Source organism: Glutamicibacter nicotianae, assembly GCF_016907615.1.
GTDB lineage: Bacteria > Actinomycetota > Actinomycetes > Actinomycetales > Micrococcaceae > Glutamicibacter > Glutamicibacter nicotianae.
Genome location: NZ_JAFBCH010000001.1, coordinates 2,422,953 through 2,449,798 on the forward strand (window position 1 = coordinate 2,422,953; position 26,846 = coordinate 2,449,798).

The window sequence follows — 26,846 nt, forward strand, 5'->3', positions numbered from 1 at the left end:
GCTTTCGATCTGCTGTTGAGATCAGATCCCCCTCCAACCAAGTGGCGATCCAATCTTCTGGCTCCGGGGAAGTGAAGCCAGACGATTTTCTACCCCATGGTGGCTGGAGATCTCATCCCAACAAACAGTGTGTCTTGTCGGCCTAGCGCCCGAGGGCCTAGTCTTCGTCGGTATCGGAGAACACGTCTTCTTGTTCGTCCAAGTACTGCTGCCACGCAGTTGAATCCCAGATTTCAATACGGTTACCCGCACCGATAACTGTGACCTCCCGATCCAGACCTCCGTAAGTGCGCAGCACTTGCGGAATAGTTACGCGCCCCTGCTTATCTGGAACTTCATCCGAGGCCCCTGAGAGAAACACACGTGCGTAGTCGCGTGCTCGCCGAGAGGTCAAGGAAGCCTGCGCCAGTTGCTCGTGCTGCTTCTCAAACTCCCGCTGGCTGAAAACGTAAATGCAACGCTCTTGGCCACGGGTGAGAACCAGCCCGTAGGACAGCTCATCCCGATATTTAGCTGGAAGAATCAACCGGCCTTTTTCATCGAGACGCGGTGTGTAGGTTCCTAAGAACATGCACACCACCTTTCGCGTGAAGTGGCCGGAAGCCCCATTCTCCTCTACTTGCCTCCACTTTACTCCACAACCCTCCACTGTCAATGCAATTTCAGTTGTTTCGCGAGGGTATGGACTTAAGAAACAGCTGAATCTAGCGGGTGCTCAGCCTATGCTCAGGTGGAGGGAATTGGATCAGCAGTCGGCCCGGTCAAGCATCATTCAGAAATTTGACGCACAGAATCCCCGGAATATAGCTAATTTCAGGCGCTGTGGTGGAAAGTGGAGGAGCCCGGGGAGGAAAGTGGAGGCTGGCTCGGCCAACCAGGTGGAACCAAACCTTGGAATCTGCATAGAATGCAAGATCACTAGAAAGAGGTGCGTTCCCCCGACGCTGGCATGCCGAGTATCCAGGGCAGCCATTCTCGGCACTAAGCCAAATCTCTCTCCTCGCGGCATCTGGCGCACAGGGGCTGCAGCGGCGCAAGGAGCACAGCTTAAACGAAAAAGAGGTGCAACCCTTAGGGTCACACCTCAATATCTATTGCTGATCAGCTATCGGACTGATCACGTTTCCGCTGGTTCCATTTTTCCTCCAGGCCGGAAAGGAACTGCGAATTATTCTTGCTGGCCGATTTTGCGCCCGCTCCCTTGGAAGGACCGATTTTTCCGGTAGCCGTTTTTGTCAAGGCGAGCAGTACACCTCCGAACATCACGGCGAAACCGAGGACGCCAACGATGATGATGTGCTGGGATATTCCAAAAATGAGCCCCGCAAGGCCGGCGATTACCAGCAAGATGCCCAAAACAATATTGCGGGTCGACAGGCGCCCTGTGCCCGATGGGCCCTTCATGCTGGAAGCGAAGCGACGGTCTTCATGCAGCTGCTTTTCCAACTGCTCCAACAAACGCTGCTCGTGCTCCGATAGCGGCATCGTCTTCTCCTTAAAAAGGCAAACCTGACGGTCGTCCACCGTCTCCAAGTTCAACGTCGCGCCAATGGGAAAAGTTCCCCGGATTCGATTGAACTTACTTCAAGGATAGACTCTTTTGCACTCGCCCTGCTAGTTGTTCTTCACCACTGTCCAGATATCCATACGATCTACACAGAATGCGTTTATTCCTTGGGTCGCAGAAAACGAGCCGGGGTCACAATGGACTGCGGAAATTTCTGTCCGATCTGGTCAGCGATCCGTTCTGCTTCTCGCGCTTTCTCTTCACGCGGGTCCAAGCTGAATTGCAGACCCAACTCATAATCTTGCAATCTTTCAGCTCTCACTCCGATCAACCGGACTGGTTGGGCCAAGGGAGTCAATTTCCGCAACAGTGCCAGCGCGGACTCGCTAATTTTCGTAGATGAATCTGTAGCGGCAGCAAGAGCCTTCGAACGCGTAATTCCAGAGAAGTCCTTGTACTTGATCTTGATCCCAACACCGTTGGCTGATTTGCCGTGCTGCCGCAGCCGCTGACCGACCCTATGGCTTAGCCGCAATAGCTCACCCTCAAGCACCTGCGACTCCGTGATGTCAACCGCGAACGTGTGTTCAGAGGAGATGCTTTTTTCATCCCTGCTAACTTCCACCGGACGGTTGTCTATCCCCCGCGAGAGTAGGCGCAGGGCCCGGCCATGCTCCCCCAGCCGGCTGATCAATCGCGCTTCCGGCTCGGTAGCAAGCTGCCCAACGGTCTCAATTCCCAAGGCATGGAGCTGGTCGGCGGTACGTTTTCCCACGCCCCACATTTTTGACACCGGCAATTCGTGCAGGAATTCTTCGGTTCTCTCGGGGGCAATTACAGCCAATCCGTCTGGCTTGGCGTAGGTCGAGGCCAGTTTCGCAACGAATTTGTTCCTTGCGATGCCCACGCTTGCTGTCAGGCCCATTTCCGCGCGTATGTATTCGCGGATTTTCTGGGCAATTTGCACCGGACCGCCAAGCATGCGCATGCTTCCCGTAACGTCCAGGAATGCTTCGTCAACACTGACTTGCTCAACGAGGGGAGTCAACGTGTGGAAGTAGGCCATGATCTGCGCTGAGGCTTCCGAGTACTTGCGATGGCTTGGCTCGATCACAGTAGCTTCCGGCATCAGCGGGATCGCCTGGCTCATCGGCATCGCCGAATGGATCCCGCGGGCGCGGCAGTCATAAGAGGCAGAGAGCACGACACTGCGTCCTGAAGGATGCCCCACAATGACTGGCTTGCCCACCAGGTCAGGGCGGTCACGCAGTTCCACGGAAACGAAAAAGGCATCCATATCGACATGCAGGATCGCTCGCTCCGTCATTCCAACCCTCTCCCTTTCTTCTGGCCACACCGTCAGCGTACTCGAATGTATATTCGAGTTTAGCCCACGAGCTGAATCCAGCAGTGCCTTCTTTGCCAGACGTGAATCACCGGTAGAGTTGTTGCTAACCACCAGTTGCTTACCCGTAGAAATGATTTTGCATGTCGATGCCTGATTCCGTGCCGGCCCTCAGCAGTGAAGCCCAGGGCTTGAGCCGCAGCTACACCTCTGATGTTGCTCAACTACTGGAGGAGTTTCTGGCTGCGAAAAGCGATGAAGTTGGTCAAATCACCAGCAGCGCCATCGAAATCGTCAATGCAATCACCTCGCTGACCCGTGGCGGCAAGCGTCTCCGTGCGCTGTTCGCTTTCTGGGGCTACCTTGGCGCCGGCGGACAACCTGAAGATCGCGACATTGTTCGCCTCGGGGCCGCTTTGGAGCTCTTCCAGGGTGCAGCGCTTATCCACGATGACATCATTGACAACTCGGATACCCGACGCGGCCAGCCGAGCGTCCATAAGCGATTCGAGGCCCAGCACCTGCAGCTTGGACTATCGGGGAGCGCTTCGAGCTACGGCACGGCCAGCGCAATCCTTGCCGGTGACCTATGCCTGTCACTAAGCGAGGAAGTTTTCTCGGGCATTACGTCCCTCACCCCTCGGGCGCGAACCATCTTCAATCAAATGCGCACCCAAGTTATGGCCGGTCAATATCTCGATGTTCTCGAAGAGTCTGCAGGTCCTGCCTACGATCCGAAGGAAGCGGTCAAACGCGCTCGCACCATCGTGCGCTTCAAGTCAGCGAAATACTCCACCGAAAACCCGTTCTTGCTTGGCGGCGCGTTGGCAGGGGCCAGTGAAGTGCTTTTGAATCACTACTCTGAATTCGCGCTTCCACTGGGCGAGGCGTTTCAGCTGCGTGACGATGTCCTGGGCGTGTTTGGCGATCCAGAAATCACCGGCAAACCGACCGGCGGCGATCTGCTGGAAGGCAAGCGGACTGAGTTGATTGCCCATGCACTGCTGCTTTCAACTCCTGGCGATCAGGACTTCATTCAGGGGCGTCTCGGCGCAGCGGATCTCTCTCAAGAGGAAGTTGCACGGCTCAGCAATATTCTGCGTGATAGCGGCGCTTTGGCGGCAACGGAGCAGAGCATTAGCGAATTGACTACCCAATCAGATCTCGCGCTCGAAGCATTGCAGGTCTCCCCCTTGGCCCTGGCGGGAATGCAACAGCTTAGCGACGCCGTGACAAAGAGAAGTAAATAGCGAAACGTTACTAAAACTAAACAAAAGGTCTCAACCACGTATCCGTCAGGATGATGGTTGAGACCTTTTGATTATGCTGGGCTTCTTTCGGGCCTACCAGCCCAGTGCCTGCGCCCTGCGGCGGATCTCGGTTTTTCGCCCCGTACGCAAAGCATTCATTGGCGTGCCAGGCAGCGTCTCATCCTCGGTGAACAGCCATACGATGGCTTCTTCATCCGAGAAGCCGGAATCCGACAGTACCGAGAAGGTGCCTTTCAGGCTTTCAACCACGATGCCATCTTGGAGAAAATCTGCAGGGATCGAACGGACATTGCGTTCGCCGATTCGCAACGAAACAATGGCACGCTCATCCAGCAGGCGGTGCACACGGCGAATGTCTACTTCTAATTCTTCAGCCACATCGGGCAGGGTCAGCCACTGGCCGACGAGTTCTACGGTTTCCTTCACCTCTCAAGGTTCCCACAAATTCCTGATTCGCGCAGAAATTTGGATGAAACCCACCTCAGCAGTTCCTATCAGTCACAGTAGTAGTGTAAATTTTCTTGTATCACTTTGATAACAATTGCATCACAGACAACATGAGGAACGATTTCCCTTTGTTACCTGCGGAGCAAAGCCCGTTATTTTCACCGTATAAATGAGGATTGACTCCATGCCCCACGAATCCAAACATGCTTCCAAGCATGCGTTAGGCGTTGTAGCAGGCGCGGCCATTCCCGCTGCGGTCATCGGTAGTCTCGCCTTGGCTCCAGCAGCGCAGGCAGCACCGACGATTATTCCTAACACCTCAGGAAGCTTTGCCAAGGCGGTGACTCCAGAGACCATCAAGGTTGCTGAGGACCAGATAAAAGCCCACCTGATCGCTTCGCGCGTATCTACGTTGGGCTTGCCAGCCAAACGAGATGTTTCTGAGATCAAGATTCCAGCAGGCGCATCCCTGTGGAGTATCGCTCGGGAATACGACACCACGGTATCCGAGCTGAAGAAGCTCAATAACCTCAAGAACGATTCGATCATTGCCGGCAAGACGCTCAAGGTCTCCGGTCACGCTTCAAAGAGCAGCTCCAAGGGCAAGTCTTCAAGCTCTTCGTCATCGGCGTCCACCTACACGGTTAAGAATGGCGATACGCTCAGCGGCATTGCTAGCAAGCACAATATGAGCTTGTCGGACCTGCTAGACAAGAACGACATCTCGGCAAGCAAGGTGATCTTCCCCGGCGACAAGCTGAAGGTCAAGGGTTCGGCATCGAGCTCCAGCGGTGCAACCCATGCGAAGAAGTCTTCGTCCTCTGGTTCTTCGACTTACACCGTGAAGAGCGGTGACACCCTCGGAAGCATCGCCATCAAGCACAACATGAGCTTGTCGTCGCTCCTGAGCAAGAACGACATCTCGGCAAGCAAGGTGATCTTCCCCGGCGACAAGATCAAGGTCAAGGGTTCGTCCTCCTCCGGCTCGTCTCCGAAGTCGTCCCAGAAGAAGTCCTCCTCGTCTGCTTCTTCGAGCTACACCGTCAAGTCCGGCGATACCCTCAGCGGCATCGCCACTAAGCACGGCATGAGTCTGTCCGATCTGCTGAAGATCAATGACATTTCAGCCAGCAAGCCGATCTTCCCAGGCGCCAAGATCAAGGTATCCGGCGGTTCGTCGTCAAGCTCCACACCGAAGAGCAACGCTGCGCCTAAAGCAAAGAGCTCGACCTACACGGTCAAGTCCGGCGATACCCTCAGTGGCATCGCGACCAGCCACGGTATGAAGCTGGCTGCGCTGCTTGATCTGAACCCGGAGTTCAGCGCGAGCTCGCCTCTGAAGATCGGCGCCAAGCTGAAGGTATCGGGCTCGTCGGTTGCGCCGTCTGGCGAGGTCAAGAAGCAGAAGATCGGCAATACCTTTGCTGGTCGCACCTATCCAGACCACGTTGTGAGCAACGCGAACTCGAACAAGGATTACCTTGACTCGATCGATGTGCCGAGTCGCGGCGAGATGCAGGCCCTGATCCGTTCCACTGCACAGAGCATGGGCGTTGACCCTGCACTGGCATTGGCACACGCATACCAGGAGTCTGGCTTCAACATGCGCGCGGTATCCCCTGCAAACGCCGTTGGCGCCATGCAGGTGCTGCCAAGCACTGGTGACTGGATCGCATCGGTCATTGGCCAGGACCTGAATGTCCTGAACCCTCGCGACAACGTCGTTGCTGGCGTCGCAGTTATTGCCTACAACTTGGACAACACCGACAACCTGGACGATGCAATCGCATCGTACTACCAGGGGTTGGCTGGCGTTCGCAACAACGGCATGTACGAAGACACCAAGCATTATGTAGCCAGCGTCAAGGCTCACATGAAGAACTACCGCTAAAAAGACACAGAAGAGGCGGACCAAGCACGTAGAGTGCTTGGTCCGCCTCTTCGTATTGCGGCTAGATCCGGTCTTTAGGCTGTACGCCGGTCAAGATCCAGCGGCATGTCGATCACCACTTTGGTGCCGCCTTTCTCGCCCTGCAGCCAACGGATTTCACCCGATAGCTCGCTAGTCACCAGGGTTCGCACAATCTGCAGCCCAAGACCCTCGCGGCGCGGTTCCTCCGGCAAGCCATGGCCGTCATCCTCAATGACAACACGCAGCCAATCTTTGCGATCGGCACCCTTGTATCGTTCTGCGACCAGGGCAACCTCGCCATCACGATGCGCCAATCCATGTTCCACCGCGTTGGTCACCAACTCGTTGATCACCAGCGATAACGGTGTTGCCAAATCAGCGTCAAGCATGCCAAAATCGCCTTCACGGCGGGTAGAGACCCTTTGTTCCGGAGAAGCAATTTCCACGATCAATCGGAACTGGCGATCCATCAGATCATCGAATTTCACGGTTTCGTTCAGGCCCTTGGACAGGAAGTCATGGACCGAAGCAATAGTGGAGACCCGGCGCATGGCCTGCTCCAGCCCCTGCTTGCCGTCCTCCGAGCTCATCCGGCGAGATTGCATGCGCAACAGCGCCGCGACAGTCTGCAAGTTGTTCTTCACACGATGGTGGATTTCACGGATTGTCGCGTCTTTTGTAACCAGTTCCTTTTCGCGGCGGCGCAGTTCAGACACATCGCGGCAGAGCACTAGAGCACCCCAGCGCTTTGATTCGTTGCGAAGCGGGATGGCGCGCAGCGAAAGCGTGACTCCGCGGTGTTCCACCTCGGTACGCCATGGCATCTTGCCCTGGAGAACCAGTGGAAGAGTTTCATCGACGACGCGTCGGTCGCTGACCAGCGCCATCGTCAGGTCAGCCAGCGGCTGGCCTTGCAGTACGTCGGCTGCGCCTAGACGGCGGAAAGCTGAAACAGCGTTGGGGCTGGCGAATTCGACGGCGCCATCAACACCGAGACGGATGAAGCCATCGCCGACGCGTGGCGCTCCTCGGCGCGATCCCGTGGGGCTGGCGAAGTCAGGCCACAGTCCTTGGGTGCCCATCTGCAACAGGTCATCCGCGCTTTGCCGGTAGACCAATTCCAGGTTGCTGGGCGTGCGGGACTGGTTGGGGTCGAAGTGGGAGGTGATCACCGCAACCGGGCGGTTCTGGCGCACCAGCGGAATCGCCTGCACAGTAGTCAAGCCCATGATGATCTCTTTGCCGGCCTGTTCCGCAGAGCGTTGCACTTCTTTGGTTTCCCAGGCGTGGTCAACCATGATGCGCAGGTCCTTGCGGATGCGTTCGCCCACGAAGTCGCTATGGAACGCGGTATGCGAGGTAGAAGGACGCACGTGTGCCAGGGCCGTGTAGGAGCCGTCCCCGGTGGGGAACCAGAGCACAAGGTCTGCGAATGCGAGATCCGAGACCAGCTGCCAGTCCCCCACCAGAAGATGGAGCCAATCCTCATCACCCGGTGCAAGTGCGGCACGTTGACGTAGTTCTTCGGTGATGAGGGCCATTAGCGGTGTTTACCTTCGGACGATGGAACGCAAGAGGCGAAGCGCCACGGAAAGCGAGGCCATGTCGTCTCGTTCCAGGCTGTTCACTTCCGCGAACATAGTCTTCGCACGATCAAGGTTAGCCGCGTTTGCTTCTTCCCACGCAGCAACACGCTCTGCCGGGTCCGCAATATCACCGTGGGCATCCAGGATGTTGGCGGTCAGGTCGATGATCGTGGTGTACAGATCATCGCGCATTGCTGCACGGGCCAACGCCTGCCAACGATCCGAACGAGGAAGGTTGGTGATGCGGTTCAGCAGGCTGTCCACGCCGAACAGGTCGTAAAGCACGTAGTAGGTTTCTGCGACCTTGACCGGAGCGGTTCCGGTGCGGTGCACATACTCTGCCACATCCAGCAGCGCGTAGGATTCGAACTGTGTCGCCCACATGCTGGCACGGCGCTCCGGGATCCCCTGGGCCATGGCCTCTTCGCGCCATTCCTGGAAACGCTGCAGATCGTTGCCGCGGACCAGGGTTGGCAGTACCTCGCGCAGTTCGGTCACGGTCGCTTCGTAGCGATTGACCGCTTCAGTGACCAGCAGCTGCTGGTCGACGCGGTTGATGAACCAGCGCGTGGCACGATCCAGCAGTCGACGCATGTCGTGGTGCTGGCGTCCCCAATGTTCCAGATCGGTTCCGGCCGGCTGTGCATTGATTGCATCGAACTGGCGGTCGAAGCCATAGATCTCACGCAGGGCGCAGAAGACCTTGGCAATCTGGACTTCGCTGGCACTGGTTTCTTCCATTGCCCTGAAGACGTAAGTGATGCCGCCCATGTTCACGATATCGTTGGCAATCACCGTCGCAATGATCTCACGGCGCAATGGGTGGCTTTCGAGCTGATCCCCGAAACGCTCCACCAGCTTCGTTGGGAAGTAGCGGCGCAGCGTCTGGTAGAAGTACGCATCATCGGCCAGATCGGATTCGGCCAGCGCGTTCGCCAGCTGGATCTTCGCGTAGGCGGCAAGCACCGACAGCTCTGGGGTGGTCATCGCGTCGCCAGCGGCACGGCGTTCTGCCAGCTCTTCCGCGTTCGGCAGGAACTCCAAGCCGCGGTTCAAGTCAGCATGGGCTTCCAACCACTGCATCAAGCGCTCATAGGCAGGAGTCCAGGTCAATGCCGCGTGCTTTTCATTCAACAGCAACACGTTCTGCTCGAAGTTGGTCTTCAGCACCAGGTCACCGATGTTATCGGTCATCGACAGCAGGAACTCGGTGCGCTCGGCCTCGAAGAGGTTTCCGGCCTTGATCTGGCGGTCCACGAAAATCTTGATGTTGACTTCGCGGTCGGAGGTGTCGACGCCAGCGGAGTTGTCGATGGCATCGGTATTCAGCAGGACGCCGTTGCGTGCTGCCTCGATGCGGCCCAGCTGGGTCATGCCCAGGTTGCCGCCTTCGCCAACTACCTTCACGCGCAGATCTGCGCCGTTGACGCGGATGGCGTCGTTGGCACGGTCTCCGACCTGGCCGTGGGTTTCGGCCGCCGATTTCACGTAGGTGCCGATGCCGCCGTTGTACAGCAGGTCCACTGGCGCAGAGAGGATGGCCTTGAGCAGTTCGTTGGGGCTCAGCTGGGTGATGCCGGCGTCCAGGCCCAAGACCTCGCGGACCTCGGGGCTGACCGGCACGGACTTGAGGCTGCGCGAGTACACGCCGCCGCCGGCCGACAGCAGTTCCTTGTTGTAGTCAGCCCAGCTGGAGCGCGGCAGGTCGTACAGGCGCTGGCGCTCGTCGAAAGCGATCTGGGGATCCGGGTTCGGATCCAGGAAGATATCGCGATGGTCAAAGGCGGCAACCAACTTCACGGTTGGGGTACGGCGCAAACCGTTGCCGAACACGTCTCCGGACATGTCGCCCACGCCCACGGCAGTGAACTCGTCCTTCTGCGTGTCGATGCCCAGCTCGAAGAAGTGGCGCTTCACCGATTCCCAGGCACCGCGTGCGGTGATGCCCATGCCCTTGTGGTCGTAGCCCACCGAGCCGCCCGATGCGAAGGCATCGCCCAGCCAGTGTCCCTTGTCGGCCGAGATCGAGTTCGCGATATCGGAGAAGCTCGCAGTGCCCTTGTCGGCAGCAACTACCAAGTAGGAATCATCGCCATCGCGGCGGACCACGTTGGCCGGCGCCTCGATGTGCTCGCCGTTTTCATCGGCCACCAGATTGTCGGTCAGGTCCAGCAAGGTGCGGATGAAGACCTTGTACGCGCCCTTGCCCTCTTCCATCCAAGCGACTCGGTCGAAGGCTGGATTCGGAAGCTGCTTGGCGTAGAAACCGCCCTTCGCGCCAGTTGGCACGATCACGGAGTTCTTGACCATCTGCGCCTTGACCAGGCCCAGCACTTCAGTGCGGAAGTCTTCTCGGCGATCCGACCAGCGCAGGCCGCCACGGGCCACCGCACCGAAGCGGAAGTGGGTACCTTCCACACGCGGCGAGTAGACCCACAGTTCGTGCTTGGGACGCGGGAACGGCGCGAAGTCGATCTCTTCCGGCGCGAGCTTGAACGCCAGCGCCTGGTGGGTGGTGAAGTAGTTGGTGCGTTTAGTCGCTTCAATCACCTTCACGAAACGGCGCAGCAACGTGTCTGCATCCAGAGTCGGCACTGATTCCAGCGCTTCGGTGATCTTGGCGTGCGCTTCCTGCCGGGCGGTCTCAGAATCCTCGGAGCTCAGCTTCGGGTCGAAGGTCGCTTGGAACAGTTCCACGATCGCGTGGGTAACCGACGGGTTGCTTACCAGGGTGTTGGCAATGAACCCGGTGGAGTTCGGAACACCGAGCTGCAGCAGGTAGTGGGCGTAGGCACGAAGCATCGCGACTTCCTCCCATGAAAGCCCTTCATGCAGGACCAACGCGTTGAGGCTGTCGGATTCGGCGAGGTTGCGGACCACAGCGCAGTAGGCGTCAGCCAACTTGGCTTCCACGGCCTTGAAGTTGATCTCGTCATCGATCTTCAAGCCCATGTCGTAGATGTAGCGTTCGCCGATCCCTTCGGGATTCAGCTCATATGGCCGCTCATCGACGACGTCGAGGCCAAGATGCTGCAGAACTGGCAGAATGCGCGAGAGCAGCAGCGGCTTGGTCACGTAGATCTTCATGCGCTTGGAAACAGCAGAATCCTCGTCCTGCTTCTCGTCGTCGTAGAACGAGACCACCGGACCCTCGGCTTGCGGGTCGCTCAGCTCGGTGAGCAGGTCGATGTCCTTCAGCGCGTCTTCGATTTCGAACTGCACCTTATAGGACGCCGGGAAAGCTTCGGCCCAGGCGTTGGACAGCGTGTTCGCATCGCCCAGTTCCAGGCGCGCCCGTGCGGTGTCGACGATGGCGTCGGACCAGGATCGCACGGCCTTGGCGATTCGATCTTCCAGTGCCTTGCGGTCGACCACCGGAGCCAGGCCGTGGCGCTGCAGGCGCAGGCGGTAGAACAGGCGAACCAATGCGCCGGCACCCAGTTGGGCTTCGTATTCAACGGATTCTGCGTTGAAGCTGAGCTGCAGCTCCTGCTCGACTCGCAGGCGCACTGCCGTGGAGAAACGGTCGCGCGGCAGGAAGACCATGGCAGTGACGAAACGGCCGTAATCGTCCTTGCGCAGGAAGACGGAGGTGCGCCGGCGTTCCTGCAGCCGCAGGATTCCGAGGGCAATCGTGGTCAGCTCATCGACGGAGATTTGGAACATCTCGTCACGCGGGTAGCTTTCAAGGATGGTCGTGATGTCCTTGCCCGAGTGCGAATCAGGCGCGAAGCCGGTGCGCTTCAGGACGGCTTCCACCTTTTCGCGCACCAGCGGAACCGTCTTCACGCTGGAGGTGTAAACGCTGGAGGAGAAAAGACCGATGAAGCGGCGTTCGCCGTTGACCTCGCCGTTGGCATCGAAGCTCTTGACGCCGACATAGTCCAGGTACACGCCACGGTGCACAGTGGAACGGGAGTTGGCTTTGGTGACGATCAGCGCGCGCTTGTCGCGGGCGGTGATCCGGCCGCGCTTGGTCAGGTGCTGCGGGCCTTGGTCCGTCAGGTCGCGCATCAGACCCAGGCCGCTGCCCGGGCGGGCTACCAGCACATCTTCGCCGTTGATGGTTTCCAACGAGTAGTCGCGGTAGCCAAGGAAGGTGAATTTTCCGTCGGCCAGCCAGTTCAGCAGTTCCGCTGCCTGGTGTACCTCGGCAATTTCCTCGGCCTTGGGGGTCTGCGGAAGGCTCTGCGCAATCTCCTTGGCACGATCCAGCATGGCTGGCCAGTCCTTCACTGCGACACGTACATCAGCCAGAACACTGTAAAGCCGCTCAACGAATTCCTTGGCCTGCGCATCGGTGAGTTCGCGAGCGAGCTCGACTGAAATCCATGATTCGATGCGGGTTTCCGCACCGGCCGAAATCAGCGTACTCAAATCCGAGAGCGCAGCGGTGTCGCCGCTGGCAACGTGCTGCAGGCCCGCGTGGCTGATCTTGGTGATTTCACCGGTCTCAGTTTTTCGGGATACAACGAACGTCGGATGCACGACTAGCTGAATCGGTGACTTCAGCTGCACCAGTGCGGCTGTTACGGAGTCAACAAGGAATGGCATGTCATCGGTGACGATGTGGACCACTGAAATTCCGTTGTTGCGGGTAATGGCGACGTTAGCGTTTTCCGCATCTCGCTGATACCCGATTTCCAGATGTGCTGCCACGCGAGCTTCGAGTTCGTCTGGCCGATAAGCCGCCACGTCTTCGGTCGCAATTTGGCCGTAGTACTCGCTCACCAATTTCGAGGTGAGTGTCTCATCCATGAATGATTCTGACATGCTGGATTCCGACGAGTTCAAAAGAACGCCTCCAAGAACAAAGTTCGATTAACCCGCGCCTTTGCGGGTATCTAGTTTTACCCACATTACTCGGTTTTCACCTTTGCGGTTCAAGCTTCGGCGCGAATTCGACGACTAGTCCGTTTCTTGGCTGAATCCGTGGATTTTATGCCCGCCAAAGCCCGTATTTCCGTACGCAATAAACACTTTGGGGCGATTTCGAGCAACGGACTTCCACCGAGCACGGACGCGTTGCACACGGCATGGTCTTCGGGCAGGTATCCGGCGACGTCGTGGGTCGGCCCGAACCTGTCCCATGCTTCGATCAACCTGCGTTTCGGATTGCGTCCGGTGCTGCTGGAACCTACCCGGTTGAAGACTATTCGCGGTTTCAGTCCGGGCAGCGCTTCGTCCAGTTCATCGATGGCCCGAAGCGCACGCGGAATTCCCAGACTGTCGGCGCGCACGACCATGAACAGCTCATCGGAGCACTGCAGCATCTCCACCGTGACAGCGTTGCGCTGTGGTGCTTGAGTATCGAAACTGAGCTGTTCGTCGAGTTCAATATACGGAGCCAAATCCAGTACGACATAGTCGTAGTGGACCTTTAGCAGCATGGCAGCTCGACGCAGCGCCGAGGCACGGACTTCGGGCCATCGGCTGGCACGCGGAATTCCGGTAGCCACGCGCATGGTCGCCTCCCCGACCTGGACCAGGGAACATGCGGCATCGAGCCGGGCCACATCCGAAGTGCCTGCGTCGATGGCACGGCATAACTGCGCGATTGAAGCCGACTCGTCCATGAGACCCAACTGAATGGCGATGCTGGCGGCATAGGTGTCGGCGTCCAGAAGCACCACGGATTTTCCTGCTGCTGCAACTTCCACTGCGTAGTTCAGGGCTACGGTGCTGCGCCCGGGAGACCCTGGGGCGCTCCAGAAGCTGACGATTCGACCGCTTCGCCCGTTGCCATCGTCCACCGGCTCGAATCCGCCGAGCGCGGCGTCGGCGCCGGCATGGTTCAGGGACTGAACGGCGGTTCTGATGCGCCCTTCAAGCTCGGCCATGGCTGAAGCGGCCGGCAAATGCAGGACGTCTGGCAATGGCTGCCAGTTTTCAGGCCGGTCAAAGAGCAGGACTACTGCTGTCTGCTGCAGCAACAGCGCATCGAGTTGTTCCATGGGTGGCACCAGCTGGGCATCCGCGATGATCAACGCGTCAGCCATTCCGGTATCGCAGGCAGCGATGGCTTCAGCGATATCGGCGCAAGCCCGGGTGACCATCAGTTCTCCTCGGTAGCCTTCTATTTGCCGGACGATTTTCTCCTGGTCGCCGAGCACCACGACCGAGATGCTCATTGCGCGGTTCCTGCCGGGTTGTAGACGACGATGATTCTAGACTCGTTGGCCAGCGCTTGGAGCAGCGGTTCGAGTTGGCTAGGTTCGACCAGCAGTTCCAGGTTGGTGCCATGGGTTCCCACCAGTCCCCCGCCGCTCTCAACGCGTGCAGCGACTTCGACCATGGACGAAAGCTTTTCCGGAATTCCGTAGGTGTTGCCGCTGTTTTCGCGCTTGGCAATCCAGACGTCGACGAAGCTGCCTGGCGTGATCGAAGAAGAGAGGTCGGCCGGGAGTTCAACGTTGACCGGCCTGCGCGATCCGAGGTCGCTGTGCGTAATTGAGGTGACAGGTATGAGCTGCCCGGCGCTGATAAAGGTATTCGCTCGGGCTTCCTCGCCGAGCTCCGCATTTGTGTGCAGATAGTTCTCAAGGGTTCCGCCAAGCTGGACTTCTTGAGTTTTCATATTCTCGCTTGTCAGTTTCTCCCCAAGGGTGATATTGGTGCTGGCGACATATACCGTCGAGGTCTGATGCAATTCACCGACCAAGTAGACGGTTCCTGCAACCGATGCGACCACGAGCACGGCACCGAGTGCTAAGCGCGGGTCCTTCCAACTGGGCCGTCGCACACGTGATGCAGTGCTTGTCCGCGCGTCCTGGACGATCTGTTCTGTGATCAAGGCAGTGACCTTCCGCCAGCATAGGTGCTTATGGATGGTGAGCCTACGACAAGTTGGGCCTGCTGGAAAGACCTCTAGCGCACTTGTGGATTACGAGAGGGTGATCGCTTCGACCCATCCGATGGCATCGAGCGGTATCAGCAATTGCGATGAGGACTGCTTCGCTCTGGCGAATTCATCTCGAGGATGCACCAGAATTACCAGGAAATCCCTAGCTACTTGCGTCAGCGTTCCTTCAGCCAATGAGCCGCCCGCGCGGCTAAAAACGTGGCATCGAGCTCGATCCCGAAGCATCCCACGCACAACCGTGGAAAACTTCACCGAGCTGCCAGGTGCGCGTTGTTCCTCAGCAGGTATGCGCCCCGGAGGAAGCGAGAAAGATTCTACTGCAGCACTGCGGACGACCCACTGCGCCTGTTCTGTTTCAAGGCAGATATAGTCGGCGGCGCATGGACCGAGCTTGGCGCGAAGCTCCGTTCCCCCGGCCAGCCTGAGGCTCAATTCACGCCCATGGAACCGCATCAGTGTGGGCAAAAGTTCTGCAGTCGCCCGTTCGACCCTGACGTTTTCGGCAATTTCGTCGCGCAACTGCGCTCGGCCCTGTTCAGCTAGCTGAGCCTCCAGGTCATCGAAAAGCGAATCCCACCGCATGCGCCAACTGTACGAGACTAAACATTTTTGCGTAACCCTATTCACAAAACTATCTCTAAGTGCCACTATGAATACCAAACATCATCAAATGACATCAAATCTCATTCAAGGAGATGGTTCAGGTGTCTCACCAGCGACGAATATTCGCGCTGCTGCTCTTCTCGGCAGCATCAATGGTCATTATCTACGTGGGAATCCAGTGGATCACCGGCTATGTCCAATCCGTGGGCGACCAGCGCACCACAGCTGACTACATCAGGCTTCTCGTTAGCTTTTCGTTCCTCACCCTGCTCGCGCTGTACCTGCTGCGGATGGCCTTGGCCCAGCTGATCCGCTGGGCGTTCTCCCACAGGAAACTGAAATTGGCGCGGTTCTTCCAGCGATTAGCACCCAGACTGAGCAGGAAGATCCTCGGCTCAATGCTTGGAACCTCTATTGCATTCACCTCGGTAGCCGCTGCCTATGCGGACGAGCCCCTGCCAGCTTCACTGGCACAGTCCCCGACGGGCGACAGCGACAACCATGAGCTGGCCAGCTATCCGGTCCGCCAGCAGACCTCGGTACCCAGCCCGCAGTGGTTCCCCGAAGCCATGAGCGTTCCGCTGAGCCCGCTTGTATCCCCAGGCACAAACCATCCTCGCCAACGCGCGGTGCAGCGCAACGAAGTGGTGGTCGCCGAAGGGCAGAACCTGTGGAGCATCGCCGCTGAGCATCTGGGAGCGCAAGCCACCGTGGAAGAGATTTCCGCCTATTGGCCCAAGATCTACCAGCGCAACAAGAAGACCATCGGTGCCGACCCTGACCTGCTGCGGATCGGCACGGCGCTTGAACTGCCGCCAGCCAGCTAGCCGACACCACGACCATCACCCAAACCCTCTGAGGAGTCATCATGAGCACCATCGCCATCAGCCCGCGTAGCGCCAACACCAGCTACTACAATCCAGACGTCTACGCTGCCGATCACACCGATCCGGTCCCGGCGCAAACCGTTCCGGAAACCGAGCCTAGCCAAGCGCCGGCGCACCTGCGTCGAGCCTTGGACAATATCTTCCACCGCTCGGCCGTTTACCGTACCGAGCACCGGGCGATCATAGAAATTTCCCACGCCGTAGCCCGTGCAGTGTTCGAAATCGTGGCTGGTTATCGTACCGTCAATCAGCTGGCATTCGTGATGGAGCCTTCGTGCATCGCCAAGCTCCGGCGACGTGCCCTGCTGGAAACAGCGAGCTACACGCTCGAACCGCTGCCGGGCACAGCGCACGGCCAGATCATCTCCTTGCACCTGGATCGCTGCTTGTCGGGCTCTTGGGAATGCACAGTCATCATGGGATTTAAATACCGCGTCCGTGCCGTGGCCCTGAAAATTGAGCCTTGGCACGGACGGTGGCAGGTGACGGATGTGGAGCTGATCTAGCTGCGCTTCGCCTTCTTGTTCTTGGTCTTCTTCTTGCTCGAAGAAGCCTGGGCGCGGGTAGTGCTGGCTTCACCATCTTCATCCGGTCCGGTGAACTGCAGGTTCTTCGGCTTCGCTGATTCGTCGATCACCGGTGCGGCGGCCGCTTCGGCGCCGGTGGGGATCTCCAAATTGAAGAGCGTGCCGATGCTTTCCTCGCGGATGCCTTCCATCATGGTCTGGAACATGGTGTAGCCCTCGCGCTGGTACTCGACCAGAGGGTCGCGCTGGGCCATGGCACGCAGCCCGATGCCTTCCTTGAGGTAATCCATCTCGTACAGGTGCTCCTGCCACTTGCGGCCAATGGTGGAGAGCACGACACGGCGTTCCAGGTCACGCATGGTGGAGGAACCTACCAGCTTCTCGCGCTCTTCGTACTGGTACTGGGCATCCGAGAGGATCTCGCGTTCCAGGAACTGCGCGGACAGGTGCCCCACGCCTCCAGCCTCTTCGATGACTTCATCCATGGTGATGCCAATCGGGTACAACTGCTTGAGGTTGGTCCACAGCTGCTTGAGCTCCCACTCGTCCGGGTCGCCAACCTGGGTTGCTTCCAGGACCATGGCCTTGACAACATCCTCGAGGAAATGGCCGACCTTTTCTTCGAGGTCCCCGCCTTCCAGGATGGAACGGCGGTCAGCGTAGATCGCTTTGCGCTGGCGGTTCATCACGTCATCGTACTTCAGCACGTTCTTGCGCTGCTCGGCATTGACGCCTTCCACCTGGGCCTGGGCGGATTCGATGGCACGGGACACCATCTTGGATTCCAGCGCCACATCATCTGGCATGGACGGGTTGTTCATGATGCGTTCGGCCATGCCGGAGTTGAACCTGCGCATCAGGTCATCGGTCATCGACAGGTAGAAGCGCGATTCGCCCGGGTCGCCCTGGCGACCGGAACGGCCGCGAAGCTGGTTGTCGATGCGGCGTGATTCGTGGCGCTCGGTGCCCAGCACATACAGGCCGCCAAGCTCCGCAACTTCCTTCGCCTCCTTGGCAACTGTTTCCTTGGCCTTGGCAAAGACCTCGTCCCAGAGCTTGTTGTACTCCTCCGGATTGTTCTCGGCATCCAGGCCGCGGCGTTCCATCTCGGCCACGGCAAGAAATTCCGCGTTGCCGCCGAGCATGATGTCGGTACCGCGGCCGGCCATGTTGGTGGAAACGGTGACAGCGTTCTTGCGGCCGGCCATCGCGACGACTGCAGCTTCGCGAGCGTGCTGCTTGGCATTGAGCACCTCGTGGCGGATGCCCTTCTTGGACAGCAGGCGCGAGAGGTATTCGCTCTTCTCGACGCTGGTGGTGCCCACCAGGATCGGCTGCCCGGTAGCATGGCGCTCGGCGATGTCCTCGACCACAGCGTTGAACTTGGAGACTTCATTCTTGTAGATGTAGTCCGACTGGTCCATACGGATAGCAGGCTTGTTGGTAGGAATTTCCACCACGCCGAGCTTGTAGGTGCTCATGAATTCAGCGGCCTCGGTCTGCGCCGTGCCGGTCATCCCGGAGATCTTGTCGTACATGCGGAAGTAATTCTGCAAGGTCACGGTGGCCAGAGTCTGGTTCTCGGCCTTGATCTCAACGCCTTCCTTGGCCTCGATTGCCTGATGCATGCCCTCGGAGTAGCGGCGGCCCTGCAGCGCGCGGCCGGTGTGCTCGTCGACGATCATGACTTCGCCGTTGACCACGACGTAGTCCTTGTCCTTCTTGAACAGTTCCTTGGCCTTGATGGCGTTGTTCAAGAAGCCGATCAGCGGGGTGTTGTTGGCTTCGTAGAGATTATCGATGCCGAGGTAGTCCTCGACCTTTTCGATCCCAGACTCCAGCACGCCGATGGTGCGCTTCTTCTCGTCGACCTCGTAGTCGTCTTCGCGCTTCAGGCGCGAGACGATCTTGGAGAATTCGGTGTACCAGCGGTTCACGTCGCCCGAGGCCTGCCCGGAAATGATCAGCGGGGTACGCGCCTCATCGATCAGGATCGAGTCGACCTCATCGACGATCACGAAGTTGTGGCCGCGCTGGACCAGCTCGTCCTTGCTCCACGCCATGTTGTCGCGCAGGTAGTCGAATCCGAACTCGTTGTTCGTGCCGTAGGTGATGTCGGCTTCATACTGCTTGCGGCGCTCGGCAGGCTTCTGGTTCGAAAGGATGCAGCCGCAGCTCAAGCCGAGGAAGCGGAAGACGCGGCCCATCAGATCCGACTGGTACTGGGCCAGGAAGTCGTTGGTGGTCACCACGTGCACGCCCTTGCCCGTCAAGGCATTCAAGTACGCAGGTGCGGTCGCGACCAGGGTCTTGCCTTCGCCGGTGCGCATTTCTGCAATGTTTCCCATGTGCAGTGCGGCGCCGCCCATGAGCTGGACGTCGAAGTGGCGCATGCCAAGGACACGGTCCGAGGCCTCGCGGACCACTGCAAAAGCTTCTGGGAGCAGGTCATCCAACGTCTCGCCGTTAGCCAAACGTTCGCGGAACTTGTCGGTTTCACCCTTGAGCTCTTCGTCCGAAAGCTCGCGAATTTCGACTTCCAACGTATTGATCGTGTCGGCGTACTTACGAAGAGTCTTCAAGGTCTTCTTGTCGCCGGTACGCAAAATACGTTCTAGCAATGATGCCACGTGGTAGCTCCCAATATCTCAAGCACAGTAATTTCTGGCGTCTTCAGTCTACGTGAGGAAAACAGCGCATTTGTCTATTTCAATCCCGTTTGCACTGTTCTTATAGCGAACGGCGATCGGGGCAACAGGCCTTTCACAGCCCGATTTTCACTTCTCCAAGATCCAGCCAGCGCGCCAGGCGATCCAGCTCGGCTCGCAATTCAGGCTCGATGCCGGCATCGATGCCCGGTTCGTAGTGCACCTGCTTGGCATGCAGCACCGACTTGGCACGGTCGGCTTTCAGATCCACTCGGCCCACGAATTCTTCGCCGTAGAGCATCGGGAAGACGTAGTAGCCATAGCGGCGCAGCTTTTCCGGCACATAGATTTCGATACGGTACTCGAACCCGAAGAACATTTCCAGCCGGCGGCGGTTGAAAACCATCGAGTCGAAAGGCGAGAGCAAACGCAGGTCGTGATCGACCTTGCGCGGGATCCTGGTCCCGGCCTGCAGGTAACAGGGCTCGGAGATTCCGATAACGGCCACTTCTTCGACGAGCCCGTCGTGCGCTTGCCGCGCGAGCTCTTCTTTTGCAGCGCGCAAGGGCAGCCGGAAGTATTCTGCGACGCAGTGAGCGGTGGCAATCCCCAGGGCATCCATGGCGCGGGCAACTAAACGGGCGAGGGCTTCCTGCCGGTGCGGAGCATCAACTTCTACTTGCGCACCAACGACATCCGCCGCCAGAGCGTAACGGCGTTCGAACTGGGAGTTGCGTCCCAGCGCGAGGATCTTGGCCTGGGCGAAAAGCGATTCGGTGACGAACTTGGTGTCATTCCAGTTCCATCCCCAATGCGACTTTTCCTGGACCGGGGCGACATCCAGGGCGCGACTGATTTGCCGTGCGCTGGAGCCTGGATTCTCGGACAAATAGTCAAGGACGCGATCCGAGAGCTCCAGCTGTTCGGCGGAGAACCCGTCCGATCGGTCAACCCAGGTACGACGCTGCCATACGCGCAGGTCTTGAATCAGCCCGGAACTGACCACCGAAGCCTCATGGGCCCAATATTCGGTGATCGGGCTGCGCGGCTTGGCCAGCAGCTGATCCAGAATGCCGATGTCATAAGGGCCGAGCCGGGCGAACATCGGCATATAGTGGGCCCGGCGAACCACGTTCACCGAGTCAATCTGCAATTGCGCAATGCCGCCAATGGCATTGGCGATTTTCCTTGCGGTGATAGCTTGTTCTTTCCTGCCTTTGGACAGGCCTTGGGCGGCCAACGCGATTCTCCGTGCCTGTGCGAGGCTGAGGTTGCGTTGGCCGCCCATGCTAGTTGCAGTTGCGATGACTAGCCTTCGGCAGCCAGTGCTTTGTCACGGTAGCCGCGGGTTTCCTTGGTGGCTTCCTCGTTGGCGTTCAGCGACGGGTCCAGGGTGATGACACCGTATTGGTACTGGGTACGGCCATAGACCACAGCGTGCTCACCGGTGGCCTCGTCGATGAACAGGTAGAACGGGTGGCCGACCAATTCCATGCGATCCACAGCGTCATCCACGCTCATCACTTCAGCCGGGAAGGACTTGCGGCGGATGACCACTGGCGAGTACTCGGCGTTGACCTCGGCTTCGGCAGCTTCCGCGGCCTTCTGGGCTTCAATGGTTTCCTCAACCAGCGTCTTGCCGCTGGATGCAGTTGGCAGGCTGCCGGTGGCCTGGTGGACAGCTACAGGAGTATGGTTGCCACGGTGGACCTTGCGCTTGTCACGGGCCTTGCGCAGGCGTTCAAGCAGTTTGGCGAAAGCGATGTCGAAAGCCGCGAACTTGTCTGCACCACGAGCCTCTGCTCGAATTGCTGGACCACGGCCAACAACGGTCAACTCAACGGACAGTGCAGTGCTCTGATCACGAGCATGTGCTTCTTTGAGGACCTTGACGTCGATGCGCTGCACTTTCGTGGCCAGCTGGTCGACCTTGGTGATTTTCTCATCAACATACTCACGGAAACGATCCGAAATGGTGATGTTTCGTCCGCTGTAGTTCAGCTCCATGGTGTCCTCCAATAGAGAGTCGGGTGACACAACAGTCCGAAAGTTCCATCCTTCCGGACTGAAGATGGGCTTTTCGCTGCATCTGTGATGCAACCCATACTTCACCTTATGCCACCGGGGCCAAGATTCAAGTATCCAGGCTCACAAATTCCGATCGCGTTTAGCGTAATCACTGTTCAGGGCCGGTATTGGGCGGTTTCGTCAATGCCAAGACGACGGCGCAGGTGACGTCATATCCTGCCTCATGGCAGGCCATGGCCGCGTGCCGCAGCGTGGAACCGGTGGTGAGCACGTCGTCGACCAGGATGACCGGCTGGCCTGCGGTGCTGGCGCGCTCGGCAACGAAGTGGGTTTGGCCGCCGCGCCGGTCTGAGCCGCTCTTGGTTTTCTGCGCCCCTCCCAGCGCGGAACCCAGGCGGTAGTGAAGCAGCGAACGGCACTTGAGATCTGCCGAGAGCAGCCCCCGAGCTTGTCCATGCTCGAGCATTGTCTTCACCGGCGAGTATCCTCGCTGCGCCGTGGCTTTGAGGGAACTGGGCACCGGCACCGCGAGGGTAGGAAAATTCTGACGTTGCGGGATGCACCCCGCGTTCAGCGCGGCAGCCAGATACGGGGCGAAGACGGCGCCCAAGAAGTAGCGCTGCTTGTTCTTGTAGGCCAGCAATCCGCGAGCCAGCGCCTTGCCGTAGGTGCCGCAAGACGTCACTGGGAGCTGCAGCCCGAGGGCCGGAAGCTCGACGTAGAGATGATGGTTATCGGGCAATGGCGGCAGGCTCAGCTGGCGTTGGATCTCGCTGCGGCATTCGGGGCAAAGCCGAAAATCTGCTCGGCCGCAGACCGCGCAACTGGCGGGCAGCAGGAAGTTGGCAAATTCCCTGGTGCCGAATCCCAGCCAGCGCATGGACCGGCTGCCGCACAGCTCATCGAGGACGCGCAAATACTCCTGGGGTATCTCCATGCGACCAGAATGGCCGATGAATCACCTGGACCGGTCTAGTCGCCGGCGAACTGTGGAACCGGCTCCGACTTAGCCTGGATAGGCGACATCCTGGGCGAAATCGTCTAGCTCATGCCATGAGTTTCCGACCCGGGTGTACAGCTTTTCATTGGTCTCGGCATATACCTCGCGGCGGTTGCCGACCCCGGTAGCGATGCCGACCATGCCCAGCAGCAGCTGCAGCTGCTCGCTGCCGCCTTCAAAGGTAATCTGGGCCGCTTCAACGGCTTCGTCATCACCGAGCTCGGCAACGATGATGGAGCTGTCGGAATCCCATAATGCGGTGTTAACCGGTACTTCTGGATAGATCTTCATTGGCGAATCCGTGAGCCCGCGTGGAACGCCTTCAGCATCGCGAATCACTCCGGCGACGTAGACCGAAGTGCTGTTGCCCTCGGTGGCCACGATCAGGGCCCGCGCGCCGTCGCGGGAAATCCGCAGTGAATCGATCTGGGCGCCTTCCAGCCAGGCCACGTCGATGGGACGGGCCTCGCCCTTCATTTCGGTGTCGGCGGGGACCGCCCTGATCGGGGTGGATGCCCCGTTATCCGCGGTCCAGGTCCAGCCGGCCAGATCCATCGACGGCTGGATCAGCTCCCGGCCTTCCAGCGAAAGCCGCAGCTGGCCGCTGTCGTCGATGCCCCACAGCTGGGTGCGGCGGCCATTGAGGAAGGCATAGCGATTGCCGACCGGAGACATGGCCGGGTCGCGCGGGTCGTAGCCGGAAATATCCGGCACACCGCCCACCGGGATGATCGACAGCCCCTTGACGTAGACCAGGTACTGGTCCGAAATGCCGATCAATGTATCCTGCGTGCTGGGGTTGACCTTCGCCGGCTCGATATTCGTGTCCTCAGTGGACAGGTTGACTTCGTTTTCCTCACGAAGCAGCTTGACCGAGTCTACCGAAGCAAGGCCGGTCAGCGTGGTTTCCAGCTGCTGGCGCATCAGCAGTATGCTCCGGTCGGTGGCTTCCGCGAAGGTATTGGAATTCAAGTCGATGGTGGCTTCGCCATCGCGCACCGGCACCGCGGAACGCACCAGCTCGCTGGCCGTTGAGAAAGCGGAGATGACGGCATTTTGCAGGTACGGCGCCGGGCCGTCCAGCAAGGCCTCCACCATCGAGGTGGTGGTGCCCGAACCCGAGGTGAACCAGCGGATGTCGGGTACCAGGTAGGCGAAGCTGGCATCGTAGAAGTACAGGGTCTGCGCCGCGAAGATCTTGGTGAACGTCGAGGCTTCGAGCATCGTGCCGTCCGGGGCCTTGGTGATGCGCCATTCATTGTCCACCTTGGCGACCTCGATATCCACGGCGCGGGTGGAATGATCCGGGTAGTTGGTGCGCACGCCATGCTCATCGACTTCGCCGGTGATTTCGAGCTGAACCGTGTACTGGTTCGCATCCGCGCCGTTGACCACGTTGAAGGCATCGTAGATCAGCGTCTGCGTGTCGCCACGCCAGGTGTTGCTCAGCTGCCCGTCCATGAATTCGCGGGCGACCGCGTAATCCTCGGATACCGAGCGGCCTGCCTCGACGAAACCTTCGACGATGGCCCGCGCGTCAGCACCTGCTGCAGGCCCCTCCGCCGCGTAGCTGTAGCTTTCAGCGCCGCTGGCATCGGTCTCGGCCTCGATCTGCTGGACAGTGGAAGTTCTGGGAATCGAAGCGCAGCCCGAGAGTGCGAGCGCCGCTGAGAGAATGATGGCGAGGCTGGAAAAGATTCTCTTCCTCATCAGTTCTCCCCTTCCTTCTTCTGTTCGCTGCGGCCCGGGGTCGGATCGGTGACATCATCATGCAGCTGATCCTCATCCATATCCGGATCGAGAACCAGCGGGGTATACCCGATCTTCGGCACCTCGCCGGTCAGCGGGAAGCTGTCCCCCAGTATGACGCTAGCCAGGCTCTCCGGAACTGGCGGTTCCAATGGAAGCGGCGACGACACGATCTCCAGGCCTTCGCTGCGCGGCAAGGTCAGGCGGAACACCGATCCGATGCCCGGCTTGCCCCATGCTTCCAGCCGGCCGTCGTGCAACCGGGTGTCTTCCATGGAAATGGACAGGCCGAGGCCGGAGCCTCCGGTGGTCCGTGCACGGGCGGGGTCGGCACGCCAGAATCGGTCGAAGACATGGTTGCATGCTTCCTCGGTCATGCCGATGCCGTAGTCCCGCACGGTGACCGCTACCGCGTTCTGGTTGGATCCGATGGTGATGTCGATCGGCTTGCTGTCGCCATGCTCCACCGCATTGAGCACCAGGTTGCGGATGACTCGCTCGACCCGGCGCGGATCAACCTCTGCGACGCAGCCTTCGCTCGGCGCGTTCAGGCGGATGAGCGAACCGTATTCATCGGCTACCGGGGTGGCGATGTCAATGACCTTGCGGGCAATGACGTTCAAGTCGGTGGATTCGCGGTCAAGCACCGCAACACCGGCATCGAAGCGGGATACTTCCAGCAGGTCGTTGAGCAGGTGCTGGAAACGCTCGATTTGGTTGTACATCAGTTCAGCCGAGCGCGCGGTCAGCGGATCGAAGTCTTCGCGGGCATCGTGGATCACTTCGGCCGCCATGCGCACGGTGGTCAGCGGGGTGCGCAGTTCATGCGATACGTCGGAGACGAAGCGCTGCTGCATGGCCGAGAGATTATTCAGCGCCGTGATCTGCTCTTGCAGCGAGTGCGCCATGTGGTTGAAGGCAGTACCCAATCGGGCCACCTCGTCCTTGCCTGCGACCTTCATTCGCCGGTCCAGATCACCGGTGGCAATCCTCTCCGAAACGTAGGCGGCATCGGCCACCGGGCGGACCACTGTGCGGGCCACCGACCACGCGACGAAGCCTACGACAGCCAGCAGGATGAGGCCGGTGAATGCCATTGCGCGGTTGATGAATTCGAGGGTGTCCTGCACGCTGGACAGGTCATAGACCAGGTACAAACCGTATTCGCGGCCAGGCGGAATCAGGACTTTGGTGCCGACGATGAGTCCGGGCTTGGTTGCGTTATCGGCCCCCAGTTCGATGGAACGCCAATAGATGCCTTGCTCCCCTGCAACCCGCTCCGCGAGATCGCCGGGGATCACACGGGTGGTCAGCGAACCGGAAGCCATCGGACCGACATAAAGGCTTTGGTCGCCGGCAATGGGCATCAGCACGAAATCGCGCACCACGGTTGCGCCATCGCCTTCCAGCGAAGCCAAGGTGGAATTCACCAGGGCCTGGGTGGAGGCGCGGTCGGTGGTGGATGCCGATTCAAGAATCGAGCGCGCCTGGGTCAAGCCGCGCTCGGATTCCTTGGATATCTGGTTGACGCGCTCCTCGTAGAGCGTGGACGCGATCTGGTTGGAGAGGAAGGCGCCTGCCGCAACCAGGGCCAAAGCGGTGAAAAGCAGCGTCGATATGACGGTGCGGAACAGCAGGTGGCGTTGCCAGCGCAGCTTGGCCGTGTGCCACGGGCGCCTGATCCACGGCTCGATATTGCTCCACCTCGCAGGCTTGGACTGCGAATGGACATGCACATCGACCGGAACCAACTCTGTACCGGCCGACGTGTGCGAACTCAACTTGCCGAACCAGCCTTGTATCCGACACCGCGAACTGTCTGGATGATCTGCGGCTTCTCTGGATCGATTTCAATCTTCGAGCGCAGGCGCTGCACGTGGACGTTGACCAGGCGGGTGTCTGCCGCATGGCGGTAGCCCCAGACCGCTTCCAACAGCTGCTCACGGCTGAAGACCTGCCAAGGCTTGCGGGCCATGGTCACCAGGAGATCGAATTCCAGCGGAGTCAGCGAAACAACATCGGTTCCGCGGGTCACGCGGTGGCCAGCGACATCGATGGACACTTCGCCAACTTGCAAAGTCTCTGCGGCGTGGGTTTCGCTCGGACGCAGGCGGGCACGCACGCGGGCTACCAGCTCAGCTGGCTTGAAAGGCTTGGGCACGTAGTCGTCTGCACCGGATTCCAGGCCGCGGACCACGTCGGCAGTGTCCGACTTGGCGGTGAGCATTACGACGGGAACGTCGGATTCGGCACGGATCTGCTTGCAGACCTCGATGCCGTCGATGCCGGGAAGCATCAGGTCAAGGAGCACCAGGTCCGGATTGGCTTCGCGGAACGCTTCGAGAGCGCCGGAACCGTCGTAGCAGAACGAGGCCTCGAAGCCATCGTTTTGCAGCACAATGCCAATCATTTCCGACAACGCTTCGTCATCGTCAACGACTAAAATCCGGGCCTTCATCCCATGTCCCCCTGAA

At 59.2% G+C, this 26,846-nt stretch carries 20 protein-coding genes; 4 read left to right on the forward strand and 16 right to left on the reverse strand.

The features are described 5' to 3' along the window. Positions 1-157: 157 nt before the first annotated feature. From mraZ to dinB, 3 genes are all read right to left on the reverse strand, one after another. Complete coding sequence (mraZ, locus tag JOE62_RS11545; protein ID WP_038990697.1) at positions 158-571, reverse strand: division/cell wall cluster transcriptional repressor MraZ; 414 nt, start codon at positions 569-571, stop codon at positions 158-160. 530 nt (positions 572-1,101) lie between these two features. Further along, positions 1,102-1,524, reverse strand: coding sequence for an SCO2097 family morphological protein (locus JOE62_RS11550; protein WP_338085783.1), 423 nt, complete (start codon positions 1,522-1,524; stop codon positions 1,102-1,104). Between the two features lie 143 nt (positions 1,525-1,667). Next, positions 1,668-2,834, reverse strand: coding sequence for a DNA polymerase IV (gene dinB / locus JOE62_RS11555; RefSeq protein ID WP_204722464.1), 1,167 nt, complete (start codon positions 2,832-2,834; stop codon positions 1,668-1,670). A gap of 161 nt (positions 2,835-2,995) precedes the next feature. On the opposite strand from dinB, the gene JOE62_RS11560 reads away from it, so the two are divergent. After that, positions 2,996-4,102, forward strand: coding sequence for a polyprenyl synthetase family protein (locus tag JOE62_RS11560; RefSeq protein ID WP_204722465.1), 1,107 nt, complete (start codon positions 2,996-2,998; stop codon positions 4,100-4,102). 93 nt (positions 4,103-4,195) lie between these two features. On the opposite strand, the gene JOE62_RS11565 is transcribed toward JOE62_RS11560, so the two are convergent. After that, positions 4,196-4,549 (reverse strand): Rv2175c family DNA-binding protein, encoded by a 354-nt coding sequence (locus JOE62_RS11565; RefSeq protein ID WP_204722466.1) that lies wholly within the window; start codon positions 4,547-4,549, stop codon positions 4,196-4,198. Between the two features lie 205 nt (positions 4,550-4,754). Between JOE62_RS11565 and JOE62_RS11570 the strand changes: the two genes are divergently transcribed. Next, a complete protein-coding gene (locus JOE62_RS11570) occupies positions 4,755-6,461 on the forward strand; it encodes a LysM peptidoglycan-binding domain-containing protein (protein WP_204722467.1) in 1,707 nt (568 codons plus the stop codon). A gap of 74 nt (positions 6,462-6,535) precedes the next feature. Here the strand turns inward: JOE62_RS11570 and JOE62_RS11575 are convergent, their stop codons facing one another. The 5 genes from JOE62_RS11575 to JOE62_RS11595 form a co-directional block, all read right to left on the reverse strand. Beyond that, positions 6,536-8,023 carry a sensor histidine kinase gene (locus tag JOE62_RS11575; protein ID WP_204722468.1) on the reverse strand — a complete coding sequence of 496 codons (1,488 nt, stop codon included), beginning with the start codon at positions 8,021-8,023 and terminating at the stop codon, positions 6,536-6,538. Between the two features lie 9 nt (positions 8,024-8,032). Continuing rightward, positions 8,033-12,826, reverse strand: a complete 4,794-nt coding sequence (locus JOE62_RS11580) for an NAD-glutamate dehydrogenase (protein WP_204722469.1) — start codon at positions 12,824-12,826, stop codon at positions 8,033-8,035. Between the two features lie 125 nt (positions 12,827-12,951). Further along, on the reverse strand, positions 12,952-14,199 hold the full coding sequence (locus JOE62_RS11585) for a MinD/ParA family ATP-binding protein (protein WP_204722470.1): 1,248 nt from the start codon (positions 14,197-14,199) through the stop codon (positions 12,952-12,954). Next, positions 14,196-14,861 (reverse strand): CpaB family protein, encoded by a 666-nt coding sequence (locus tag JOE62_RS11590; RefSeq protein WP_204722471.1) that lies wholly within the window; start codon positions 14,859-14,861, stop codon positions 14,196-14,198. The genes JOE62_RS11585 and JOE62_RS11590 overlap by 4 nt, the downstream gene beginning before the upstream one ends. Before the next feature lie 90 nt (positions 14,862-14,951). Continuing rightward, complete coding sequence (locus JOE62_RS11595) at positions 14,952-15,512, reverse strand: hypothetical protein (RefSeq protein WP_204722472.1); 561 nt, start codon at positions 15,510-15,512, stop codon at positions 14,952-14,954. 122 nt (positions 15,513-15,634) lie between these two features. Here JOE62_RS11595 and JOE62_RS11600 point away from each other — a divergent pair, with 122 nt between their 5' ends. Next, the gene (locus tag JOE62_RS11600; protein WP_204722473.1) at positions 15,635-16,360 is read left to right on the forward strand and encodes a LysM peptidoglycan-binding domain-containing protein; all 726 of its coding nucleotides are present in this window, start codon (positions 15,635-15,637) and stop codon (positions 16,358-16,360) included. 41 nt (positions 16,361-16,401) lie between these two features. Then, positions 16,402-16,926 carry an Rv3235 family protein gene (locus JOE62_RS11605; protein ID WP_204722474.1) on the forward strand — a complete coding sequence of 175 codons (525 nt, stop codon included), beginning with the start codon at positions 16,402-16,404 and terminating at the stop codon, positions 16,924-16,926. Here the strand turns inward: JOE62_RS11605 and secA are convergent. From secA to mtrA, 7 genes are all read right to left on the reverse strand, one after another. Next, the gene (gene secA / locus JOE62_RS11610) at positions 16,923-19,577 is read right to left on the reverse strand and encodes a preprotein translocase subunit SecA (protein ID WP_204722475.1); all 2,655 of its coding nucleotides are present in this window, start codon (positions 19,575-19,577) and stop codon (positions 16,923-16,925) included. The genes JOE62_RS11605 and secA overlap by 4 nt on opposite strands. Positions 19,578-19,710: 133 nt before the next feature. Further along, positions 19,711-20,883 (reverse strand): winged helix-turn-helix domain-containing protein, encoded by a 1,173-nt coding sequence (locus JOE62_RS11615; RefSeq protein ID WP_204722476.1) that lies wholly within the window; start codon positions 20,881-20,883, stop codon positions 19,711-19,713. 20 nt (positions 20,884-20,903) lie between these two features. After that, positions 20,904-21,602, reverse strand: a complete 699-nt coding sequence (gene hpf, locus JOE62_RS11620) for a ribosome hibernation-promoting factor, HPF/YfiA family (protein ID WP_204722477.1) — start codon at positions 21,600-21,602, stop codon at positions 20,904-20,906. Between the two features lie 169 nt (positions 21,603-21,771). Continuing rightward, positions 21,772-22,560: a ComF family protein gene (locus JOE62_RS11625; protein WP_204722478.1), complete on the reverse strand. Its 789-nt coding sequence runs from the start codon at positions 22,558-22,560 to the stop codon at positions 21,772-21,774. Positions 22,561-22,629: 69 nt separating this feature from the next. Continuing rightward, positions 22,630-24,333, reverse strand: coding sequence for an LpqB family beta-propeller domain-containing protein (locus tag JOE62_RS11630; protein ID WP_204722479.1), 1,704 nt, complete (start codon positions 24,331-24,333; stop codon positions 22,630-22,632). Next, entirely contained in the window at positions 24,333-26,153 is a 1,821-nt protein-coding gene (mtrB, locus tag JOE62_RS11635; protein ID WP_204722480.1) for an MtrAB system histidine kinase MtrB, read from the reverse strand. Before mtrB ends, JOE62_RS11630 begins: the two co-directional genes overlap by 1 nt. Continuing rightward, positions 26,150-26,830: an MtrAB system response regulator MtrA gene (gene mtrA, locus JOE62_RS11640; protein WP_204722481.1), complete on the reverse strand. Its 681-nt coding sequence runs from the start codon at positions 26,828-26,830 to the stop codon at positions 26,150-26,152. The genes mtrB and mtrA overlap by 4 nt, the downstream gene beginning before the upstream one ends. Between the last annotated feature and the right edge of the window lie 16 nt (positions 26,831-26,846).

Excerpts from the sequence above, each read along its gene's own strand:
- mraZ (WP_038990697.1), bottom strand. The coding sequence starts at position 571 with ATGTTCTTAGGAACCTACACACCGCGTCTCGATGAAAAAGGCCGGTTG.
- dinB (WP_204722464.1), bottom strand. The coding sequence starts at position 2,834 with ATGACGGAGCGAGCGATCCTGCATGTCGATATGGATGCCTTTTTCGTT.
- JOE62_RS11560 (WP_204722465.1), top strand. The coding sequence starts at position 2,996 with ATGTCGATGCCTGATTCCGTGCCGGCCCTCAGCAGTGAAGCCCAGGGC.
- JOE62_RS11570 (WP_204722467.1), top strand. The coding sequence starts at position 4,755 with ATGCCCCACGAATCCAAACATGCTTCCAAGCATGCGTTAGGCGTTGTA.
- JOE62_RS11575 (WP_204722468.1), bottom strand. The coding sequence starts at position 8,023 with ATGGCCCTCATCACCGAAGAACTACGTCAACGTGCCGCACTTGCACCG.
- JOE62_RS11580 (WP_204722469.1), bottom strand. The coding sequence starts at position 12,826 with ATGGATGAGACACTCACCTCGAAATTGGTGAGCGAGTACTACGGCCAA.
- JOE62_RS11585 (WP_204722470.1), bottom strand. The coding sequence starts at position 14,199 with ATGAGCATCTCGGTCGTGGTGCTCGGCGACCAGGAGAAAATCGTCCGG.
- JOE62_RS11595 (WP_204722472.1), bottom strand. The coding sequence starts at position 15,512 with ATGCGGTGGGATTCGCTTTTCGATGACCTGGAGGCTCAGCTAGCTGAA.
- JOE62_RS11605 (WP_204722474.1), top strand. The coding sequence starts at position 16,402 with ATGAGCACCATCGCCATCAGCCCGCGTAGCGCCAACACCAGCTACTAC.
- JOE62_RS11615 (WP_204722476.1), bottom strand. The coding sequence starts at position 20,883 with ATGGGCGGCCAACGCAACCTCAGCCTCGCACAGGCACGGAGAATCGCG.
- hpf (WP_204722477.1), bottom strand. The coding sequence starts at position 21,602 with ATGGAGCTGAACTACAGCGGACGAAACATCACCATTTCGGATCGTTTC.
- JOE62_RS11625 (WP_204722478.1), bottom strand. The coding sequence starts at position 22,560 with ATGGAGATACCCCAGGAGTATTTGCGCGTCCTCGATGAGCTGTGCGGC.
- JOE62_RS11630 (WP_204722479.1), bottom strand. The coding sequence starts at position 24,333 with ATGAGGAAGAGAATCTTTTCCAGCCTCGCCATCATTCTCTCAGCGGCG.
- mtrA (WP_204722481.1), bottom strand. The coding sequence starts at position 26,830 with ATGAAGGCCCGGATTTTAGTCGTTGACGATGACGAAGCGTTGTCGGAA.